General features: G+C 73.6%; 14 protein-coding genes. 4 read left to right on the top strand and 10 right to left on the bottom strand.

The genetic code is table 11. The features are described from left to right. Positions 1 to 104: 104 nt before the first annotated feature. The 6 genes from K7787_RS19070 to K7787_RS19095 all read right to left on the bottom strand — a co-directional run bounded on the left by K7787_RS19070 (position 105) and on the right by K7787_RS19095 (position 9,755). The gene (locus K7787_RS19070) at positions 105 to 3,125 is read right to left on the bottom strand and encodes an alpha-mannosidase (protein WP_223002304.1); all 3,021 of its coding nucleotides are present in this window, start codon (positions 3,123 to 3,125) and stop codon (positions 105 to 107) included. A gap of 76 nt (positions 3,126 to 3,201) precedes the next feature. After that, on the bottom strand, positions 3,202 to 5,217 hold the full coding sequence (locus K7787_RS19075; protein ID WP_223002305.1) for an endo-beta-N-acetylglucosaminidase: 2,016 nt from the start codon (positions 5,215 to 5,217) through the stop codon (positions 3,202 to 3,204). Beyond that, entirely contained in the window at positions 5,214 to 6,470 is a 1,257-nt protein-coding gene (locus K7787_RS19080; protein ID WP_199293417.1) for a glycoside hydrolase 5 family protein, read from the bottom strand. The genes K7787_RS19075 and K7787_RS19080 overlap by 4 nt, the downstream gene beginning before the upstream one ends. A 90-nt stretch (positions 6,471 to 6,560) precedes the next feature. Then, a complete protein-coding gene (locus tag K7787_RS19085; protein WP_019979899.1) occupies positions 6,561 to 7,466 on the bottom strand; it encodes a carbohydrate ABC transporter permease in 906 nt (301 codons plus the stop codon). Next, positions 7,463 to 8,455: a carbohydrate ABC transporter permease gene (locus tag K7787_RS19090; RefSeq protein WP_169436882.1), complete on the bottom strand. Its 993-nt coding sequence runs from the start codon at positions 8,453 to 8,455 to the stop codon at positions 7,463 to 7,465. The genes K7787_RS19085 and K7787_RS19090 overlap by 4 nt, the downstream gene beginning before the upstream one ends. Positions 8,456 to 8,462: 7 nt before the next feature. Further along, positions 8,463 to 9,755 (bottom strand): ABC transporter substrate-binding protein, encoded by a 1,293-nt coding sequence (locus K7787_RS19095; RefSeq protein WP_223002306.1) that lies wholly within the window; start codon positions 9,753 to 9,755, stop codon positions 8,463 to 8,465. Positions 9,756 to 10,034: 279 nt separating this feature from the next. Here K7787_RS19095 and K7787_RS19100 point away from each other — a divergent pair, with 279 nt between their 5' ends. Continuing rightward, entirely contained in the window at positions 10,035 to 11,081 is a 1,047-nt protein-coding gene (locus tag K7787_RS19100) for a LacI family DNA-binding transcriptional regulator (RefSeq protein WP_009192576.1), read from the top strand. Positions 11,082 to 11,460: 379 nt separating this feature from the next. Here the strand turns inward: K7787_RS19100 and K7787_RS19105 are convergent, their stop codons facing one another. The 3 genes from K7787_RS19105 to K7787_RS19115 form a co-directional block, all read right to left on the bottom strand. After that, a complete protein-coding gene (locus K7787_RS19105) occupies positions 11,461 to 13,767 on the bottom strand; it encodes an FdhF/YdeP family oxidoreductase (protein ID WP_223002307.1) in 2,307 nt (768 codons plus the stop codon). 95 nt (positions 13,768 to 13,862) lie between these two features. Continuing rightward, positions 13,863 to 14,381, bottom strand: a complete 519-nt coding sequence (locus K7787_RS19110; RefSeq protein ID WP_223002308.1) for an SRPBCC family protein — start codon at positions 14,379 to 14,381, stop codon at positions 13,863 to 13,865. A gap of 122 nt (positions 14,382 to 14,503) precedes the next feature. Continuing rightward, positions 14,504 to 15,136: a DUF1345 domain-containing protein gene (locus K7787_RS19115; protein ID WP_223002309.1), complete on the bottom strand. Its 633-nt coding sequence runs from the start codon at positions 15,134 to 15,136 to the stop codon at positions 14,504 to 14,506. Between the two features lie 191 nt (positions 15,137 to 15,327). Here K7787_RS19115 and K7787_RS19120 point away from each other — a divergent pair, with 191 nt between their 5' ends. Both K7787_RS19120 and K7787_RS19125 read left to right on the top strand, forming a co-directional pair. Beyond that, positions 15,328 to 15,687 (top strand): thioesterase family protein, encoded by a 360-nt coding sequence (locus K7787_RS19120; protein WP_223002310.1) that lies wholly within the window; start codon positions 15,328 to 15,330, stop codon positions 15,685 to 15,687. Between the two features lie 187 nt (positions 15,688 to 15,874). Next, positions 15,875 to 17,590 (top strand): FUSC family protein, encoded by a 1,716-nt coding sequence (locus tag K7787_RS19125; protein ID WP_308036389.1) that lies wholly within the window; start codon positions 15,875 to 15,877, stop codon positions 17,588 to 17,590. Positions 17,591 to 18,023: 433 nt separating this feature from the next. Here K7787_RS19125 and K7787_RS19130 read toward each other — a convergent pair whose 3' ends face one another. Then, complete coding sequence (locus tag K7787_RS19130) at positions 18,024 to 18,455, bottom strand: nuclear transport factor 2 family protein (RefSeq protein ID WP_223002311.1); 432 nt, start codon at positions 18,453 to 18,455, stop codon at positions 18,024 to 18,026. Between the two features lie 132 nt (positions 18,456 to 18,587). Between K7787_RS19130 and K7787_RS19135 the strand changes: the two genes are divergently transcribed. Then, positions 18,588 to 19,220, top strand: coding sequence for a PadR family transcriptional regulator (locus tag K7787_RS19135; protein WP_247721069.1), 633 nt, complete (start codon positions 18,588 to 18,590; stop codon positions 19,218 to 19,220). The last annotated feature ends 139 nt before the right edge of the window (positions 19,221 to 19,359 follow it).

Here is a 19,359-nt window from a genome sequence, read left to right on the forward strand (position 1 = left end):
GCGGCGGAGCCCACGGCCGACGGGGCCGCTCCACGCGTCGAGGGCGGCCTGCGGGCCGTCGTGTTCGACCTCGACGGCGTGCTCGTCGACAGTTTCGAGGTTCCTCAGGCGCGCCGGAACCGCAGCGTCACCAGTTCGAAGGGCCTCAGGCGCACGGCGATCCGCTCGCCGTCCCGCTCGGGCGCCGCGGCCTCGGCGAGGGGCCGTTCCAGCAGGTCCGTCGCCGTCACCCCGGCGAACGGGAAGCCGGCCGTCAGCGTGGCCCGGGCCCGGCCGCCGTGCGCCTCGTGGAAGCGGACGACCACGTCGCCGCTGCCGTCGTCGGCGAGTTTGACCGCCGTGACGACCACCGCCGGGTCGTCCACGCTCACCAGCGGGGCGACCTCGCCGGATCCGGTGCGGCGCCGCTCGGGCACGTTGATCCGCCAGCCCTCGCGGACCGCGTCGGCGATGTCCGCGCCGGGCACCAGGGCGTGCCGGAAGCGGTGCACGCCCTGGTCGGTCTCGGGGTCGGGGAAACGCGGGGCGCGCAGCAGCGACACCCGGACCGTGGTCGTGGTGCCCCGGTCGCCGTCGGCGCGGACCGTGCGGGTCACATCGTGGCCGTATGTCGAGTCGTTGACGATCGCGACGCCCCAGCCGGGCTCGGCGACGTGGACGAAGCGGTGGTTACAGGCCTCGAACTTGGCCGCCTCCCAAGAGGTGTTGGTGTGGGTGGGCCGGTGGAAGTGCCCGAACTGGGTCTCGGACGCGTACCGTTCGGCGTGCACGTCCAGCGGGAAGGCGAGCTTGAGGAACTTCTCCGTCTCGTGCCAGTCGACCTCGGTGTCCAGCACCAGCCGCCGTTCCCCGGCCGCAAGGGACAGCACCTGGGTGACGCGGGAGGCGCCGAAGGACCGGACGATCCGCACCGAGGCGCCGTCCTCGCCGGGGGTGACCGAGTCGGCGTCGGTGAGGTCGGTGACCGTGTTGCGGTAGAACTCGTCCACGTCCCAGGCGTCCCACATGTTCGGGAAGTCGGGATGCAGCTGGAGCAGGTTCGCGGCGCGGCCCGGGGCGATCGTCTCGCGGTCGGCCTCCAGGTCGTGGGCGGAGACGACCAGGCCCCGGGCGTCGACGGTGATGCGCAGCAGGTCGTTGTCCAGGACGTGTCCGCCGTCCTCGCCGGGGGTCAGGCGGGTGCCGCCCGCGGTGGCCGGGGTGGATGCGCCGCCCGCGGGGACGCCGGCGCGGGTGTGCGGGGCCGCGTTGAAGAGGAGTTCCGTGGTGCCCTCGCCGGCCAGCGCGCGCTGCGCGGCCTCGATGATCGCGCCCAGTTCGGCGGCGACGCGGTCGTAGGTGGCGCGGGCCTCCCGGTGCACCCAGGCGATGGACGAGCCGGGCAGGATGTCGTGGAACTGGTGCAGCAGCACCGTCTTCCAGATCCGGTCCAACTCCTCGTACGGGTAGGGGAATCCGGTACGGACGGCGGCGGTGGCCGCCCACAGCTCGGCCTCGCGCAGCAGGTGCTCGCTGCGCCGGTTGCCCTGTTTGGTCCTGGCCTGGCTGGTGAGGGTGGCGCGGTGCAGTTCGAGGTACAGCTCGCCGACCCACACGGGCGGTTCGGGGTACTCGGCCTCGGCCTTGTCGAAGAAGGCGGCCGGGGTCTCCCACACCACCCGCGCCGAGCCCTCCAGGTCGCGCAGCCGGGCCGCCTTGGCGACCATCTCCCGGGTGGTGCCGCCGCCGCCGTCGCCCCAGCCGGTGGGCGCGAGGGAGTGTCTGGCGACGCCCTTGTCCTTGAAGTTGCGGGCGGCGTGGGCGATCTCGCTGCCCTTCATCGAGCAGTTGTAGGTGTCGACGGGCGGGAAGTGGGTGAAGATCCGGGTGCCGTCGATGCCCTCCCACTGGAAGGTGTGGTGCGGGAACCGGTTCGTCTGCGACCAGGAGATCTTCTGCGTCAGCAGGCGGGTGGAGCCGGCCGCCTTGATGATCTGCGGGAGTCCGGCGGCGAAGCCGAAGGTGTCGGGCAGCCAGGCCTCGTCGTTCTCGATGCCGAACTCGTCCAGGAAGAACCGCTTGCCGTGCACGAACTGCCGGGCCATCGCCTCCGAGCCGGGCATGTTGGTGTCGGACTCGACCCACATGCCGCCGGCCGGCACGAACCGCCCGTCCGCGACCGCCTTCTTCACCCGCGCCCACACCTCGGGCCGGTGCTCCTTGATCCACGCCCACTGCTGCGCCTGGGACATGGCGAAGACGAAGTCGGGCTCGTCCTCCAGCAGCGCGGTCATGTTGGACGTCGTGCGGGCCACCTTGCGCACGGTCTCGCGCAGCGGCCACAGCCAGGCGGAGTCGATGTGCGCGTGCCCGACGGCGCTGATCCGGTGCGCGGAGGGCACGGCGGGCGCGGCGAGGACGCCGGTGAGCCGCGCGCGGGCGCGTGCGGCGGTGCCGTTCACGTCCTGGAGGTCGATGGCGTCCAGCGCGCGTTCCACCGCGCGCAGGATCTCGTGCCGCCGCTGGGAGTCCACCGGCAGCTCTGCCATCAGCTCGCCGAGGACCTCCAGGTCGATCACGAGCTGCCACACCGTCTCGTCGAAGACGGCGAGGTCCATGCGGGTGAGCGTGTACTGCGGGTCGCTGCCGGCGGTCTCCTTGTCGCCGAGCCGGGTGGGCAGGAAGGGGTGGTAGTCGAGGATCACCGGGTTGGAGGCGGCCTCGATGTGCAGGCGCACCTCCTCGCCGCCCGCGACGGGCGCGCCGATCCTGACCCACTGGTTGCGCGGGTTGAGGCCCTTCACGGGGGCGCCGTCGGGCCGGTAGACCAGGCCCTCGCACTGGAAGCCGGGCATGTTCTCGTCGAAGCCGAGGTCGAGCAGCGCCTCGACGGTCCTCCCGGCCCACGCCTCGGGTACGGTGCCGGTGACCCGGAACCAGTTGGTGCCCCACGGAGCACCCCAGCGGGCGCCCACCTCGATCGGCGTGGGCTCGGCGGCCAGTCCCTCGGCGACCGGCACGGGCTCGCCGGGCGCGTGCCACACGGCCACGTCCAGCGGGACGGACTCGGGGTACACGGCGGGGCGGACGCGTTCGTCCAGGACGCGCTTGAGGCGGGCTTCGACCAGGCTGCGGTCGTCATGCATGGGGGATGCTCCGTAGGTCGTACGTCAGCGGGCGGATCGGCGGATGGTTACCAGGGTGCGGTTCCCGGGGCGGGGCTCACCAGGTGTGGGTGACGGTCGCGGGGGCCGACGAGGTGTACAGCTCCCCCACCGCGCGCACTTCCAACCGTGCGGCGCGTTCCCCGGGCGCGGGGGCGAGGCCGCCGGTGAAGTACGCCCGCTGGCAGGTGCCGCCGAGGAAGCGGCGGGCGCCGTCGGGCAGCACGCGGTGGACGGTGTAGTGGCGGACCGCGCCGGGCGCCGGATGGTCCCAGGCCAGGCGCAGGTCGCCGCCGGAGGCGGCGGTGATCCGCGCCCCGGCCGGGGCGGCCGGGGTGGTGACGCGGTCGCGGACGGCGAGGCCGCCGAGCCGCCAGCGCACGGGTGTGCCGCCGGTCGCGGTGAGCCGCACGCCGAGCGCGCGCACGGTCCCGGTCAGGCCGGTGAGGCGTACGGTCGCCGTCCGCCAGCCGTCGCCGGTCGCGGCGGGCAGCGGGAGGTAGGTGTACGGCGGCGCCGCCCCGGCCGCGTCCGGCTCGGCAGTGGCGACGGCCAGCTCGGCCCGTACGTCGCCGCTCTCCGTGCGGCAGGTCAGCTCGACCACGGTGTCCCGGCCGATCGGCAGGCGGGTGGCGTACAGGTCGAGCACGGCGGGCGCGTCCAGCGCACCGGACACCAGCACGCTGCTGCCGCCGCGCCAGGCGTCGGCGAAGTCGAAGGACACGGCCGGGCGTTGGCCCGCCGTGCGGACCACCCAGCGCCGGGACGGCAGCCGGTCCTGGAGGCCGAGGTGGTTCCAGGGGGTGTCGGAGGCGACCTGGCCGTCCTCGTGCCAGCGCAGTCCGTGCCCGGTGTTGAAGACGCTCGCGAACGGCAGCGCGGTCACGGTCGAGCGGTCGGCGACGGACACGGCGGGCGCGCGCCAGCGGTCGGTGGGGTCGGGGCGGGCCGGGTCGAGGGAACGGCCGGTCCAGAAGCGGTCGTCGGCGGCGTGGAAGTCCTCCGGGGTGTGGCCGGCGGGGAGGTGGTTGCGGGTCCACTCGGGGCGGTAGAGGCCGAGGGAGGTGGTGTGCGGGGCGTCGGCGGGCACGATCGCGTCCCAGTCGACGGACGTGTTCGAGCCGTTGGACTCCACGTCCACGCCCGCCCACAACGCGTAGCGGTCGCGCCCCAGTTGTCCGGCCTTCTGCCCGGAGGAGGCGAGCGAGCCGGCGCTCCAGCGGAAGTCGAGGAACATGGCGTCGGCGGCCTGGAACAGGGCCTGGTTCTGCCCGTTCAGCGCGCCCTGCCAGCTCACCGAGCCGTTCACGGTCATCGCGTCGTACCAGGTCACCCGCTGTCCCCTGGCCGCGGCGAGGGCCCGCAGCTCCTTGACGAAGCCGAGCATGGCGGCGCCGAGCGTGCTGTCGCCGCCGCCCGTCTCGGCGTTGACGAACCAGCCGTCGAAGCCGTACGCCGCCGCGACCGCGACGAGTTGGGCGGCGAGCGGGTAGTGCCCGGCGGCGTCGCGCCGCACGAGGTCGCGCGTCCACTGGAGTTGTCCGCCGTAGGCGGCGGGCGGCAGGAAGACGTTGCCGAGGACGGGCACGCCGTGCCGGTGGGCGGCGTCCACGATCGGGGCGTTCGGGGCGAGGATCAGTCCCTCGCCCGACGAGCCGCCCCAGAAGACCAGTTCGTCCAGGTACGCCCAGTGGGTGAGGGCGTAGTAGTCGGCGGTGGCCGAGCCCTGGGAGGGGTTGCCCGCGGTGGGGCCGAAGGAGACCAGGGACTGGACGCGGGCCTGGTCCGTACGGGCGGTGGTGTTGGCCGGGGTCGGGGTGAAGCGGGCGGCGAGCGGGACGGAGGCGGCGTTGAAGGCGAGGTCGGCGTCGGTCGCGGCGCGCCAGGACTTCAGGCTGCGCCAGGTGATGCCGGGGCCGGGGCTGCCGGTGGGCAGGGAGTCGGGGTACCAGTAGGAGGCGTACGGCTGGAGGGCGGTCGCGGCCCTCGGGGCGGCCGTCGCCGTGGCGGGCAGGGCGGGCAGGAGCGCGGTGCTGGCGGCGGCGAGCAGGACGGTGCGTCTGGTCGGGTTCACGAGCGGGTTCCTCCTCGGGGGTGGTGGAGTACCTGGTCGGACGTGACGACTTCGGTGATGCCGCGGGCGGTCAGATGCGCGTGGTCGGCCGCGTGGGTGTCGAGGACGGTGGTGGGGCGGGCGCCGTCGGCGGTCAGCCGGAAGAACGCCTCGAACACGTCGCCGCCGGGTGCGCAGCGGGAGCGGGCGGCCGGGTCGGCGGGGACGGCGAGGGCGGTGGTGCGGGGGGCCGGGGCGTAGGTGTGCGCGCGGGCGGCGCGCGCCAGGGCGCGGGCGATGTCCTTGGGCCGGCGGTCGTTGGTGAGCAGGCCGAGGCTGTATTCGAGGTCGGGGAAGTCGGCGAGGTCGCGGGAGACGTCGTGCGAGCACCACCAGGTGACGCCCCACAGGTCGGGGCAGTCCAGGGCGGCGGCGACGGTGGCCTCGGCGAAGGCGGCGGCGTGCTCGGCGGGGATCAGCGGGGCGGGCGCGCCGACCTCCTGGAGCCAGACCGGGCGGTGCGGGTCCGTCGCCCACGCCTTGCTCAGCTCGATCAGATACGCGGCGTGGTGCTCGGTGGGCACGGAGGTGCGGCCGTGGCGCTGGGCGGTGCCGTTGAAGACCCAGGAGTGGACGGCGGTCAGGGCGCCGTGCCGGGCGGCCTGGGCGGGGGTGAACGGCATGTCGTCGCGGTACCAGGTGGCGTCGTACTCGGCGTGCAGGTGCAGTTTGCCGGGGGCGCCCTTCTCGCAGGCGGTGAGCATGCGCTCCAGCCAGGCGTCGATCTGTTCGGCGGTGGCCCGGTCGGGGTCGGGGTGGGGGGCGCCGGAGAACTGGTTGATCTCGTTGCCGAGGGTCATGCCGAGGAAGTGGGGGCGGTCGGCGAGGGCGGCGGCGAGGGTGCGCAGATAGGCGGCCTGGCCGTCCAGGACCTCGGGGTCGGTGAACAGGTTGCGGCGGTGCCAGGTGCGGGTCCAGGCGGGCAGGAAGTCGAAGCTGGACAGGTGTCCTTGGAGGCCGTCCACGTTGACGTCGAGCCCGCGTTCGCCGGCGGCGTCGACGAGTTGGACCAGTTGCTCGACGGCGCGGGGGCGGATCAGGGCGCGGTCGGGCTGGAAGTAGGGCCACAGCGGGAAGACGCGGATGTGGTCCAGGCCGAGCGCGGCGATGGAGTCGAGGTCGGCGCGGACGGCGTCGAGGTCGAAGTCGAGCCAGTGGTGGAACCACCCTTGGCTCGGGGTGTAGTTGACGCCGAAGCGCACGGCAGCAGGCATACGGGGTCCTTGCGGGGTGGGGTACGGGATGCGGCCCGGGGGCTGTTCGCCGGCCCGGCCGTCGTACGTCGGCCGGGCGCGGCCGGAGGCTCAGCCCTTGACCGCGCCCTCGCCGACGCCGCGGAAGAAGAACCGCTGGAGGCAGGCGAAGAGGGCGATCAGCGGGGCCACGGCGATGACGGTGCCGGCGGCGACGAGGCGCTCGTCGCCCGCGAAGGTGCCGTGGAGGTAGTTGAGGCCGATGGTCAGGGTGAACTTGGACGGGTCGCTGAGCACGATGAGCGGCCACAGGAAGTCGTCCCAGGCGCCCATGAAGGCGAAGATCGCGACGACGGCGAGGGTGCCCTTGACCGAGGGCAGCGCGATCCGGCAGAACCGCTGCCACACGTCGGCGCCGTCGACGTAGGCGGCCTCCTCCACCTCGTAGGGCAGGTTGCGGAAGGCGTTGCGCATCAGCAGGACGTTGAGGGCGGCGACGGAGCCGGGCAGGACGACGCCCACGAGCGTGTTGTTCAGGCCGAGTTCCCGCATCGTCGTGAACTGGGCGATGATGATGCCCTCGGCGGGCACGAGCATCGCCAGCACGAAGACCAGGGTGGCCGCCCCGCGGCCCCGGTAGCGCAGCCGGGCCAGCGCGTACCCGGCGAGGGCGGAGCCGACGCAGTTGGTGACGACGTTGGCGGCGGCTACCTTCAGGGAGTTGAGGGCGTAGTCCCACACCGGGATGGTGTCGGAGACCCGTGCGTAGTTGTGCAGGGTGGGGTGGCCGGGCAGGAACTTGGGCGGGGAGCTGAAGATGTCCTCGGTGGGGCCCTTGAGCGAGGTGGACAGCTGCCACAGGAACGGGCCGACGGTCAGGGCGAGGACGGCGAGCAGCAGCGCGTAGCGCAAGACCAGCTCCCAGACGGGGATGCGGCGGCCGTGCTCGTCGGTGAGGCGGGGCTTGCGGGCCGGTGCGGCCGGCTTCGCGGCCGGGGTGTCGGCGGTGGTGCTCACGCGTCCTCCTTCCGGTCGGCCCGCAGGACGAGCAGCATCAGGACCACGGTGACGACGAAGACGACCAGGGAGATCGCGGAGGCGTAGCCGACCCGGCCGGACAGTCCGGTGCCGGTGCGCTGGACGAGCATGACCAGGGTGGTGTCCTCGCCGGCCGGTCCGCCGCTGGGCCCTGCCATCAGGTACACCTCGGAGAACACCTTGAAGGCGGCGACCGAGGAGAGCGCGGCGACCAGGACCATGGTGGAGCGGACGGCGGGCACGGTGACGGTGAGGAAGCGGCGCACCGCGCCCGCGCCGTCCACGGCGGCGGCCTCGTGCAGCTCGCGCGGCACGTTGGCCAGGGCGGCGAGGTAGACGATCATGTAGTAGCCGAGGCCCTTCCAGACCGTGACGGTCATGGCGCTGATCAGCAGCAGCCACTGGTCGCTGAGGAACCCGACCCGGCCGAGGCCGATCGTCTCCAGCAGCGAGTTCACCAGGCCGCGTTCGTCCAGCAGCCACACCCAGATCAGTCCGACCACGACGATCGAGGCGACCACGGGGGTGTAGAAGGCGGACCGGAAGAAGGCGATGCCGGGGATGTTCTTCTGCACCAGCAGGGCGAGCAGCAGCGGCAGGATCACCAGGGCCGGGACGACGCCGGCGATGTAGAGGACGCTGTTGCGCAGGCCGATCCAGAACATGTCGTCGTGCAGCAGCTCGCGGAAGTTGGCGAGCCCGACGAAGCGGCCCGGGACGAGGGTGCGGCGGTCGGTGAAGGCGTTGACCACCGTGGACAGGAACGGGTAGAGCACGAAGGCGGCGGTGACCAGCAGCCCGGGGGCGGCGAACAGCCATGGGCTGGTGGGCAGTTGGCGGCGCACCCGGACCGCCGGCCGCGCGTCCGGGCGGCCCGCGGGGCGGCGGCCCCGGAGCCAGGCCGGGCGGCGGCCGGTGGGCCGGGCCGGACGCGGGGCGGGCGTCCGGGAGACGGTCGAGGCGGACACGACTGCCTCAGCCCTGCTGCCGGAGGAGCTGGTCGCACGCCTTGACAGCGTTGTCAAGCGCGTCCTTGGGGCTCTGCTTGCCCTGGAGCGCCTTGGCGACCTCGTTGCGCAGGGCGGTCTTCATCTGCTCGCTGAACAGGACGGGCGTGTAGTTGACCGCGTTCTTCAGGGACTTGGCGGCGGCGACGCGGACGCGGGTCTCGTCGGTGCCGTCCTCCTTGGTGAAGTACGGGTCGTCCAGCGAGCCGGCGGTGCTGGGGAAGATGGCGACCTTCTTGGCGAACGACATCTGGTGCTCGGCGTCGGTGACGTAGTGCGCGAAGGCGACGGCGGCCGGGGCGTGCTTGGTGCGGGAGTTGACCATCAGGCCCATCACGTACATGTTGGCGTGGCCGGTGCTGGTGATCTGGTCGGTGATGCCGATGTTCTTGTACAGGCTCGGCGCCTGCTTCTTGAAGTTGTCCAGGTCCAGGGCGCTGCCGGGGTTCATGGCGACGGCGCCGGTGAGGAACTTCTTGCCCGTGGACTCGGGGGTGGCGGTGAGCGCCTGCGGGTCGAGCGCCTTGGCGTCGTACAACTGCTTGTACTTGGTGAGCAGTTCGACGCCCTTGGCGTCGTTGAAGGCGAAGCCGGTGCCGTCCTTGTTCATCAGGGCGGAGCCGTAGCGGCCGAAGTCCTCGATGGTGGGCACATTGGCGAGCGTGGCGACCTTGCCGCCGGACTTCTGGGCCAACTGGAGTGCGTCGGCGAAGAGTTCGTCGTACGTCTTCGGCGGCTTGTCGGCGTCGAGGCCGGCCTGCTTGAAGAGGGCCTTGTTGTAGAACAGCGGGCCGGTGTTCAGGTACCAGGGGAAGGCGTACGTGCCGGGCAGGCCGGGGACCTGGTGGCCGGCCCAGGCGCCGGGCAGGTACTCGGACTTGTACGGGGCGGCGGCCTTGTCGAGGTCCATCGCGAGGCCCGCCTCGGCGAGCGGCACGGCCAGGTCCGGGGAGACGTTGACGACGTCGGGCAGGGTGCCGCCGGCGGCGTCCGCGCTGATCTTGTCGGCGTAGCCCTCGGCGGGCTGGTCGATCCACTTGACGTGGGTGCCGGGGTACTTCTTCTCGAAGTCGGCGATCAATCCCTCGAAGTAGTCCTTGAAGTTGGCGCGCAGGTTCCAGGTCTCGAAGGTGATGTCGCCCTCGACCTTGCCGGAGGCGTCCGTCGTGCCCCCGCCGCCGTCGGAGGAGCCGCAGGCGCTCAGCGGCAGGACGAGGGCGGTGACGGCGGCTGCGGCGAGCGCTCTGCGGGACATGGGCACGGTGACACGGCTCCCTCGGACGACGGCGGCGGGGTTGCGGCTCGTTTCGGCAGTGACGATGCATGCCGACTTCGCGGAAAGTCAATGGATTAGGCGGCGCTAAAGCCATTAGTTGACGGAACACGCAGGTCAGAGGCGGTTGGTCAGGTGACTTGCCAACATGACTAATGCGCTTTAGGGTCCTGCTCGGAGTTGTTTCACTCAAGCGCTTTAGCGATCACCGGATCACCGCGTCGCCGTGTCGTCGTGTCGTCGTGTCGCGGGGAAATGAGGACGTCCATGCCGGCCAAGCGGTCCCCGGCTCGCCGGCCGACGATGAAGGACATCGCGCGCCGCGCCGGTGTCTCCGAAAGCGCGGTCTCCTTCGCGCTCAACGGCCGGCCCGGCGTCTCGGAGGTCACCCGCGACCGGGTCCGCCGCGTCGCCGAGCAGCTCGGCTGGCGGCCCAGCACGGCGGCCCGCGCCCTGTCCGGGGAGGGCGCCGCCACGATCGGCTTCGTGCTGGCCCGGCCCGCGGACACGCTGGGCGTGGACTCCTTCTTCCTGCAACTGGTCTCCGGCATCCAGGAGGTGCTGGCCGAGCGCCATCTCGGGCTGCTCTTCCAGGTGGTGGAGGATCTGGCCGACGAGTGCGCGGTCTACCGCCGGTGGTGGGCCGAGCACCGGGTGGACGGCGTCCTCGTGGTGGACCCGCGCACCGACGACCCGCGCCCCGATCTGCTGGACGAACTCGGCCTGCCCGCCGTGGTGATCGGCGGAGCGCCGGACGAGCGGCACCCGGGCCTGTCCACGGTGTGGGCGGACGACGCGGGCGCGATGGCCGCCGTGGTGGACGGACTGTACGCGCTGGGGCACCGGCGGATCGTGCACATCGCCGGGCTGTCCGGCCTCGCCCACACCCAGCGCCGGATCAGGACGCTGCGCGCCGAGGCCGAGCGGCGCGGGCTGACCGGTGTGGAGTCGGTGACCACCGACTACTCCGACGCCGAGGGCGCCGCCGTCACCCGCCGGGTCCTCGGCTCCCCCGCTCCCCCGACGGCCCTGATCTACGACAACGACGTGATGGCCCTCGCGGGGGTCGCCACCGCCGCCGAACTCGGTTTCACCGTGCCCGCGGACGTGTCGGTGGTGGCGTGGGAGGACTCGGCCCTGTGCCGGATGGTCCGGCCCTGGCTGTCGGCCCTGTCCCGGGACAGCGTCGAGTTCGGCCGCACCGCGGCCCGCGAACTCACCGCCCTCCTCGACGGCGGCCCGGCCCGCACCGTACGGGTGCCGCTCCCCCGCCTGATCGAACGGGAGAGCACGGGGGCGGCCCGGGAGAGGTGACGGCGGCGGCCGTCTCGGGGGACCGGGGTCGGCGGCCGTCTCGCGGGGCCCGGGTCGGCTGCCGTCCCGGGGGGCCCGGGTCGGCGGCCGTCTCGGGGGGCCCGGGTCGGCGGCCGTCTCGGGGGGCCCGGGTCGGCGGCCGTCTCGGGGGACCCGGGTCGGCGGCCGTCTCGGGGGAGCCGGGTGCGCGGCCGTCTCGGGGGAGCCGGGTGCGCGGCCGTCTCGGGGGAGCCGGGTGCGCGGCCGTCCCGGGGGAGCCGGGTGCGCGGCCGTCCCGGGGGAGCCGGGTGCGCGGCCGTCCCGGGGGAGCCGGGTGCGCGGTCGCGGGCGCCGTGCGGGACCGCGCTCCGCCTCCGGGCTCCCGAACCGGACCCTCCCCTCACCCCTGCGCCGCGCCGGCGGCGACGGGTTCCAGGCGGACCACGACTCCCTTGGAGGTGGGCTGGTTGCTGGTGTCGGCCACGCTGTCCAGAGGCACCAGGATCTGCGTCTCCGGGTAGTAGGCGGCGGCGGAGCCGCGTGTGGTCGGGTAGGGGACGACCTCGAAGTCCTCGGCGCGGCGTTCGGTGGCGTCCGTCCACACCCCGACCAGATCGACGTGCGCCCCTTCGGACAGGCCGAGTTCGGTCAGGTCGTCCGGATTGACCAGCACCACCCGGCGGCTGCCGTGGATGCCGCGATAGCGGTCGTTGGGCGTGTAGGGGATCGTGTTCCACTGGTCGTGGGAGCGCAGGGTCTGCAGGAGCAGATGGCCCCGGGGCACCTCGGGCATCTCCCAGGCGTTGCGGGTGAACAGCGCCTTTCCGGCCGGGGTGGGGAACACCCCCTCGTTGACCGGGTTCGGCAGTCTGATGCCGCCGGGGCGCGCCACGCGCCGGTTGAAGTCGTGCAGTCCGGGCACGATGCGGGAGATCCGGTCGCGGATCGCCCCGTAGTCGCCCTCGAACTCCTCCCAGGGGACGGCGACTTCGCCGCCGAGGGTGCGGCGGGCGAGGCGGCAGAGGATGGCGACCTCGCTGAGCAGCAGGTTCGAGGCGGGCTTCAGCCTGCCGTGCGAGGTGTGCACCTCGCTCATGGAGTTCTCCACGGTGACGAACTGCTCCCCGCCCGCCTGGAAGTCCCGTTCGGTGCGGCCGAGGGTCGGCAGGATGAGCGCGGTCTCGCCGCACACCGTGTGCGAGCGGTTGAGCTTGGTGGAGATGTGGGCGGTCAGCCGGCAGGTGCGCATCGCGTCCTCGGTGACCGCGCTGTCCGGGGCGGCCCGGACGAAGTTGCCCGCGAGGCCCAGGAACACCTTGATCCGGCCCTCGCGCATCGCCCGGATCGTGTTCACGGAGTCCAGCCCGTGGGCGCGCGGCGGGTCGAAGCCGAACTCCTCGCGCAGCGCGTCCAGGAAGGCGTCCGGCATCTGCTCCCAGATGCCCATCGTCCGGTCGCCCTGCACATTGCTGTGCCCGCGCACCGGGCAGGCGCCGGCCCCGGCCCGGCCGAGATTGCCGCGCAGCATCAGGAAGTTGACGATCTCCCGGATGGTGGGCACGCCGTGCTTGTGCTGGGTGACGCCCATCGCCCAGCACACGATGACGCGTTCGCTGCGCAGCACGTCGTCGCGGAGCTTCGCGATCTGGTCGCGGGTGAGGCCGGTGGCGGCGCGCACGTCCTGCCAGCCGATCGTCCGGGCGTGCTCGGCGAACGCCTCGAAGCCGCTGGTGTGGGAGCGGATGAACTCGTGGTCGAGGACCTGTCCCGGCCGGGCGTCCTCGGCCTCCAGCAGCAGCCGGTTGAGCCCCTGGAACAGGGCCAGGTCGCCGCCTGCGCGGATGTGCACGAAACGGTCGGCGATCTGGACGCCGTGCCCGATGACCCCGCGCGCCTTCTGCGGGTTCTTGAACCGCAGCAGCCCGGCCTCGGGCAGCGTGTTCACCGCGATGACGCGCGCGCCGTTCAGCTTGGCCTGTTCCAGCGCGGAGAGCTGGCGGGGGTGGTTGGTGCCGGGGTTCTGGCCCACCAGGAAGATGAGGTCGGCGTGGTGGAGGTCGTGCAGGCTGACCGTCCCCTTGCCGGTGCCGAGCGTCTCGTGCAGGGCGAAGCCGCTGGACTCGTGGCACATGTTGCTGCAGTCGGGCAGGTTGTTGGTGCCGAACGCGCGGGCGAACAGCTGGAGGACGAACGCGGCCTCGTTGCTCGCCCGGCCCGAGGTGTAGAAGACCGCCTCGTCGGGCGAGGCCAGGGAGTTCAGCTCGTCGGCGAGCAGTCCGAAGGCGTCGCTCCAGCTGATCGGCTCGTAGTGGTCGCAGGCCGGCCGTTTGACCATCGGCCGGGTCAGCCGGCCCTGGTGGTTGAGCCACATGTCGGAGCGGCCGCTCAGGTCGGTGACGGAGTGCCGGCGGAAGAAGTCGTCGGTGACGCGTCGGCCGGTCGCCTCGTCGTTGATGTGTTTCGCGCCGTTCTCGCAGTACTCGTTGCGGTGCCGGTGTCCCGGGGCGGGGTCCGCCCACGCGCAGCCGGGGCAGTCGATGCCGCCGACCTGGTTCATGGTCAGCAGGTCCACGCCCGTCTTTCCCACGGAGGTCTGCTCCAGGGAGTATTCCAGCGCGTGCACCACGGCGGGGACTCCGGCGGCCCACTTCTTGGGCGGGGTGACGGTGAGAGCGTCCTTCGGCTCTTCGCCGGGCGGCTTCTTCATCAGGTTGCCTCTCGCTTGCCCACGGCCAGGGGAAGGGCGGGCGCCACGGCCAGGGGAAGGGCGCCGGCGCCACGGCCCGGCCGGCATCCGGCGGATCAGCCGACCGGCCAGCAGGGCACCCGGCTGCGGGGCGGTTCCGGTTCCGCGGGATGGACGTGCCCGTGGCGGATGCTGCCCCGCCAGGCGCCGCCCGCCTCCCCGCGCCCTTCGATGAACTCCTTGAAGTGCCCGAGTTCCGACCGCAGCACGCGGCCGGTCAGGCCGGGAACCCCGCTCAGCCGTCCCGCGACGCCGCGCGGCTCCGCCTCGATGCGCACCGTGACCGCGGTGCCGCCCGCGGCGGTGGGCCGGAACCGCACCTCGCCGCGGTGCCCGGGACGCCTCTCGAGGCTCCGCCAGGTCACGTGCGAGTCGGGCTCCTGGTCCACGATCTCCGCCTCGAACTCGCGGCGCACCGGGCCGACGCCGATGACCCACGCGGTCACGGCCGGCCGGACCTGCTCGACCCGTCGCACCACGGTCATGAACCGCGGAAAGCTCTTGAACTGGGTCCACTGGTCGTAGGCGGTGCGCACCGGCACCGCGATGTCGATCGTTTCCTCGACGGTATGCATGGCGCACTACCTCCAGGCACCGCTTCCTCCCAGTGTCACCGCCGCCGCGGGGGGCCGCCACACGGGAGGCGGGACGTGTCAGGACGGTCGGCGCGAGGCACGCCGGGCGCACGCGCGGGCGGTCAGCGCGAGACGATCTGCGCGACGAGGTTGATGGCCGTGGCGAGGATGCTGGTGCCGAACACGTAGGAGAGCAGGCAGTGCCGCAGCACCATGGCGCGGATCGCCGGACTCGACACATCGGTGTCCGACACCTGGTAGGTCATCCCGAGGTTGTAGCTGAAGTAGAAGAAGTCCCGATACGCCGGTGGCTGCTCGGAGTTGAAGTCGATGCCGCCCGTGGAGCGCGGGTAGTACAGGAACGCGTAGCGGGTGGCGTACATGAGGTGGAGCGCCGCCCAGGCCATGAACACCCCGGCGAGCGCGGTCGCCGCGTGGGTGGGGTCGGAGTGGCCGAGCAGGAGGACCGCGATGCCCGCCAGCCCGCACACCGCCGTCCCGATCACGGCGATCTCCTCGGCGACGGGCCGCATGTCCTCGCGCCGGGCGTGGCGGTGCGTCGCCTCGGCGTCCATGGGCCACAGGACGATCCAGCCCGCCGCCACGAAGACCGTCTCCATCACGGTGATGCCGGCCAGCGCGCCGAGCGGCGCGTCGGTCGGCACGCCGACGACGGTCCCGGCCACCGCCCCGGCCGCCATCGCGCAGGCCAGCCGGGAGAACGCGGAGGAGAAGAACGACGCCCGTTTCACCATAAGCCGGGACAGTACCGTTTCATCACGACTGTTCCGTAGCGAACCGGGGCAGTAATGGACGATCCGGTACGAAGAATGCCGAACTCCCGGACGGCGAGCGCGGAACTCCCGGACGGTGGGCGCTGAACCTCCGGACGGCGAACGCCGAACTCCCGGACGGCGCCCGCGCCCGGACGCGTTAGCGTGGTGGCATGCACTACGAGGTGACCGAGGCCGACACCGCCGAGGCGTTGGGCAGCGGTGACGTGCCCGTCCTCGCCACCCCGCGGCTGATCGCCTGGCTGGAGGCGGCGACCGTACGGGCCGCCGGGGCGTTCCTGGAGGCGGGCCGGACCACCGTGGGAACGGCGATCCGCGTCGAACACCTGCGCGCCACCGCGGTGGGCGGCCGGGTCGAGGTGGCCGCCGAGCCGCCCGCCGCCCCGGACGGCACCCGACTCACCTTCCGCGTACGGGCCGTCGACGGCTCGGGGCGGCTCGTCGCCACGGGGGAGATCGACCGGGCGATCGTCGACCGGCAGCGGTTCCTCGCGAAGACGGCGGGGGCGTAAGGCCTGTCGGCGTAGAACCGCGGCGCGCTCCGTGCCGCCCTGGTCCGACCGGGCGGGAGCGCGCGTCGCGGGCCGCGGACACGGGCAAGGCACGTGACGATACGAGCGATATGAACCGACCACGGCGCACGCGCGCCCCTTTCGGCCGGCCGTGACCGGGAACGGTCTCCGGCGCACGGCCGCCGCCGTGACACGGGTGCTCTCCCCGCGCGGCGCGCTCGCCCTGCACCGGGTGGACGGGGCGTTCCTGTTCGCCCTGCGCGCGGCGGTGGCCATGGCGGTGGTGGCGCTGCCGCTCGTGCTGTCCGGGCGGGCGGACCTCGCGGTCTACGCCATGCTGGGCTCCTTCACCACCACGTTCGGCCGCAATCTGCCCTATCCGCGCCGGGGCGTCGCCCTCGCCCTGGTCGGCGTGGCCATGACGGCGTGCGTCGGCTGCGGCACGGCGCTGGCCGCGTCGGCCGACCCCCGGGCGGGCGGCGGCGGCGCGGTCGTGGTGGTGGCGGCCACGGCGGCGGTCGCCGGGGCGGCGAAGTTCGGGTGCGACGCCACGCGGCTCGGCGGCCTCGGCGCGGTGCTGCTGCTCTTCTCGTTCGCCGTGGCCGCCAACGGTTCGGCCACCGCCGCCGACGTCCTGCCCCGCACCGCGCTGGCGGCGGTGGCGTCGCTGGTGGCCTGGGCGCTGGCCGTGGCCGGGCGGCTGGTGCACCCGGCCCGGCCTGAGCGCCTCGCCGTCGCGGCGGCGCTGCGCGCCCTCGCGGACCTGCTGGACACGCAGGCGTACGACGCCGGGGGCGGGGCCCGGCGCGAGCGGTACCGGGCGACGGCGGCCGTCCTGGAGGCGTACGACGCCCTCGGGCTCGCGCCGCCCCCGGGCGCCCGGCGAAGCTCCCGGGACGCGGACTGCGTACGGCTCGCGGACCTGGCCTGGTCGACGCTGTTCGGCTCCGCGTCCCGGCCGCCGGAGGATCTGCCCGCGCCCGAGGCCCTGCGCGCGCAGGCCCGCGTCCTCGCGGACCGGCGTGCCAGGCCTCCCCTGCTGCTGCCCGGACTGTCGGCGGCGACCGTCGCGACCTCGGGCGGCGGCCGGGCGGGCGGCACGGCCCCGACGGGTCCTCCCTCGGCCCGGCCCGCCGCCGTACGGGCTTCCGAACTGATGACGGGACACCGGCCGGCCCGTCCCGGTCACGCCCCGGTCCGGCTCGTCCCCGCCCTGCGGATGGCCCTCGGCACCGGGGCGTCCGGCGGGCTGGCCCTGCTGCTCGGCCTCGGGCACGGCTACTGGGCGGCGATCTCGGCCGCCGCCGTACTGCACTCGGTCAACGCCCGCACGACCGCGCAGCGGGCCGTGCAGCGCACCCTGGGCACGGTGGCAGGGCTGCTGCTGGCGGTCGGCGTGCTGGCCGCGCATCCGGGTCCGGTGGCCCTCACCGCGGTCATCGTGGTCCTGGAGTTCCTGCTGGAGTACGTGGTGGTCCGCAACTACGGCCTCGGCGTCGTCTTCCTGACCCCGCTGGCGCTGCTGCTCAGCGATCTGGCGGCCCCCGTCTCCGCCGAGGAACTGGTCTTCGACCGCGGCCTGGCCAGTCTGCTGGGGATCGCGGTGGGGCTGCTCTGCGCGCTGCTGGTGGCCGGCGACCACGCGGCGGCACGGGCCCGGCGGGCGCTGGCCGCGTGCGGGCGGGCTGCGCAGCAGGCGGAGCGGGCGCTCGCCGGCCGCCCGGGGCCGCCGCCACCGGAGGTCCAGATGCGGCTGGCGCAGGCGGTGGTGGAACTGCGGGCGGCCGACGACGCCGCGGCGGGCGAGCTGTGGTCGGCGGGCATCGACCCCGTCGAGCTGGCCACGGCGGAACAGCGCGGCTACCGGCTCCTGGAACGGCTCCTGCACCATCGGTGGGACTGAGCCCGCCCCACAGGACCGACACCTCGGGGCGGCAACCGGTCCGTGACCCCCCGGGGGCGAGAGCCGGTCGGCGGCGCACCGGGGCGGGAGCCGGTCCGCGACGCACCGGGGCGGGAGCCGGGGCCGCGCTGCCCGGGCCGGGAGCCGGTCCGCGACGCACCGGGCCGGGAGCCGGTCCGCGACGCCCCAGGCCGGGAGCCGGGGCGGGGAGGGCCGGGGGCGGAAGCCGGGGCCGCGCTGCCGGGGGCGGCAGCCGGTCGGCGGCGGCCCAGGCCGGGAGCCGGGGCCGCGCTGCCCGGGCCGAGAGCCGGTCCGCGACGCCCCAGGCCGGGAGCCGGCCCACGGCGCACCAGGGCGGCAGCCGGGGCCGCGCTGGCCGGGGCGGGAGCCGGTCGGCGGCGGCCGACCCCTCACCGCGCCGGTACGGCGACGCTCAGTCCTCGGCCCCCTCGGCCCCCTTCGCCTTTGCCTTCTCCGCCTCCTCGGCCTCGCGCAGGATCCCGTCGAACTGCGCGCCCATGGCCTCGGCGAGCGCCTTGGCGGCCGACAGCGGCCGGACCATCACGGTGAAGTCCTCGATCTTCCCCTCCTCGTCGAAGTGGAGGAAGTCGCACCCCTGGAGCTGCTTGCCGGCGACGGTGGCCGTGAAGACGAACGCGTGGTCGCGGCCGTCGGGGTTGGCGATCTCCCGTACGTAGGTGAAGTCCTCGAAGACGCGCAGCACACCGCGCAGGATCGCCGTGGTGATCGCCTTGCCGTGGTACGGCTTGAAGACGACCGGGCTGGTGAAGACGACGTTCTCGGCGAGCAGCGCCTCGATGGCCGCCACGTCGCGGTTCTCGACGGCCTTGCGGAAGGGATGCACGGGGCCACCTCTAGTCAATTCGTTGAATAGGTGCATCGGAGAATAGGACCGTCTCGCGCACGCTGTCCACCCTCGTGCGCACCCCGGATCAGTCACTTTTTTGACTAATCAACGGCGTGCTAGCTTGCCCGCATGGCATTGCGCAACGCGGTGATGGCGGCGCTCCTCGAAGGAGAGGCGTCCGGCTACGACCTCGCCAAGGGGTTCGACGCGTCCGTCGCGAACTTCTGGACGGCCACGCCCCAGCAGCTCTACCGCGAGCTGGACCGCATGGAGGGCGAAGGGCTCATCGCCGCCCGGGTGGTCGAGCAGGAGCGGCGGCCGAACAAGCGGCTGTTCTCACTCACCGAGGCCGGCCTGGAGGCCGTGCGCGCCTACGTCGCCGAACCGCCCGGCAGGCCGACGGCCATCCGGGACGAGCTGATGGTCAAGGTGCAGTGCGCGGACGTGGGCGACCTGGGGGCCGTACGGACGGCGGTCGCCGAGCGCGTCGAGTGGGCCACGGCCAAGCTCGCCCGGTACGAACGGCTCCAGGAACGCCTGCTGGACGGGCGCACGGAGGACGAGTACCTCGCGCGGGCCGAGCGCGTCGGGCCCTATCTGACGCTGCTGCGCGGCATGGCCTTCGAACGCGAGAACATCCGCTGGGGCGAGACCGCGCTCCGCGTCATCGACCGGCGCACGACGGCGACCGGCGCCGGCGGGCACACCGGCTTCCCGCAGGCCCCCGCCGCGTCCGCCCCCACCGCGCCCACCGGCCGGTGACCGGCGGCGCCCGGCACGGGTCCGGCGCGGCGATCCGGTCACGGTCGCGGACGGGCCGCGCCCGGGCGGCGTCCGCCGCAATCAACAGAACCGCGACCATCTGTTTCCGCCGGTGGTTCGCCGCCCGCCCGGCCCCGGC

The organism is Streptomyces sennicomposti (assembly GCF_019890635.1).
Taxonomy (GTDB): domain Bacteria; phylum Actinomycetota; class Actinomycetes; order Streptomycetales; family Streptomycetaceae; genus Streptomyces; species Streptomyces sennicomposti.

Coding starts and splice junctions, on each gene's coding strand:
- K7787_RS19070 (WP_223002304.1), bottom strand. CDS start 3,125: ATGCATGACGACCGCAGCCTGGTCGAAGCCCGCCTCAAGCGCGTCCTG.
- K7787_RS19080 (WP_199293417.1), bottom strand. CDS start 6,470: ATGCCTGCTGCCGTGCGCTTCGGCGTCAACTACACCCCGAGCCAAGGG.
- K7787_RS19100 (WP_009192576.1), top strand. CDS start 10,035: ATGCCGGCCAAGCGGTCCCCGGCTCGCCGGCCGACGATGAAGGACATC.
- K7787_RS19105 (WP_223002307.1), bottom strand. CDS start 13,767: ATGAAGAAGCCGCCCGGCGAAGAGCCGAAGGACGCTCTCACCGTCACC.
- K7787_RS19110 (WP_223002308.1), bottom strand. CDS start 14,381: ATGCATACCGTCGAGGAAACGATCGACATCGCGGTGCCGGTGCGCACC.
- K7787_RS19115 (WP_223002309.1), bottom strand. CDS start 15,136: ATGGTGAAACGGGCGTCGTTCTTCTCCTCCGCGTTCTCCCGGCTGGCC.
- K7787_RS19120 (WP_223002310.1), top strand. CDS start 15,328: ATGCACTACGAGGTGACCGAGGCCGACACCGCCGAGGCGTTGGGCAGC.
- K7787_RS19135 (WP_247721069.1), top strand. CDS start 18,588: ATGGCATTGCGCAACGCGGTGATGGCGGCGCTCCTCGAAGGAGAGGCG.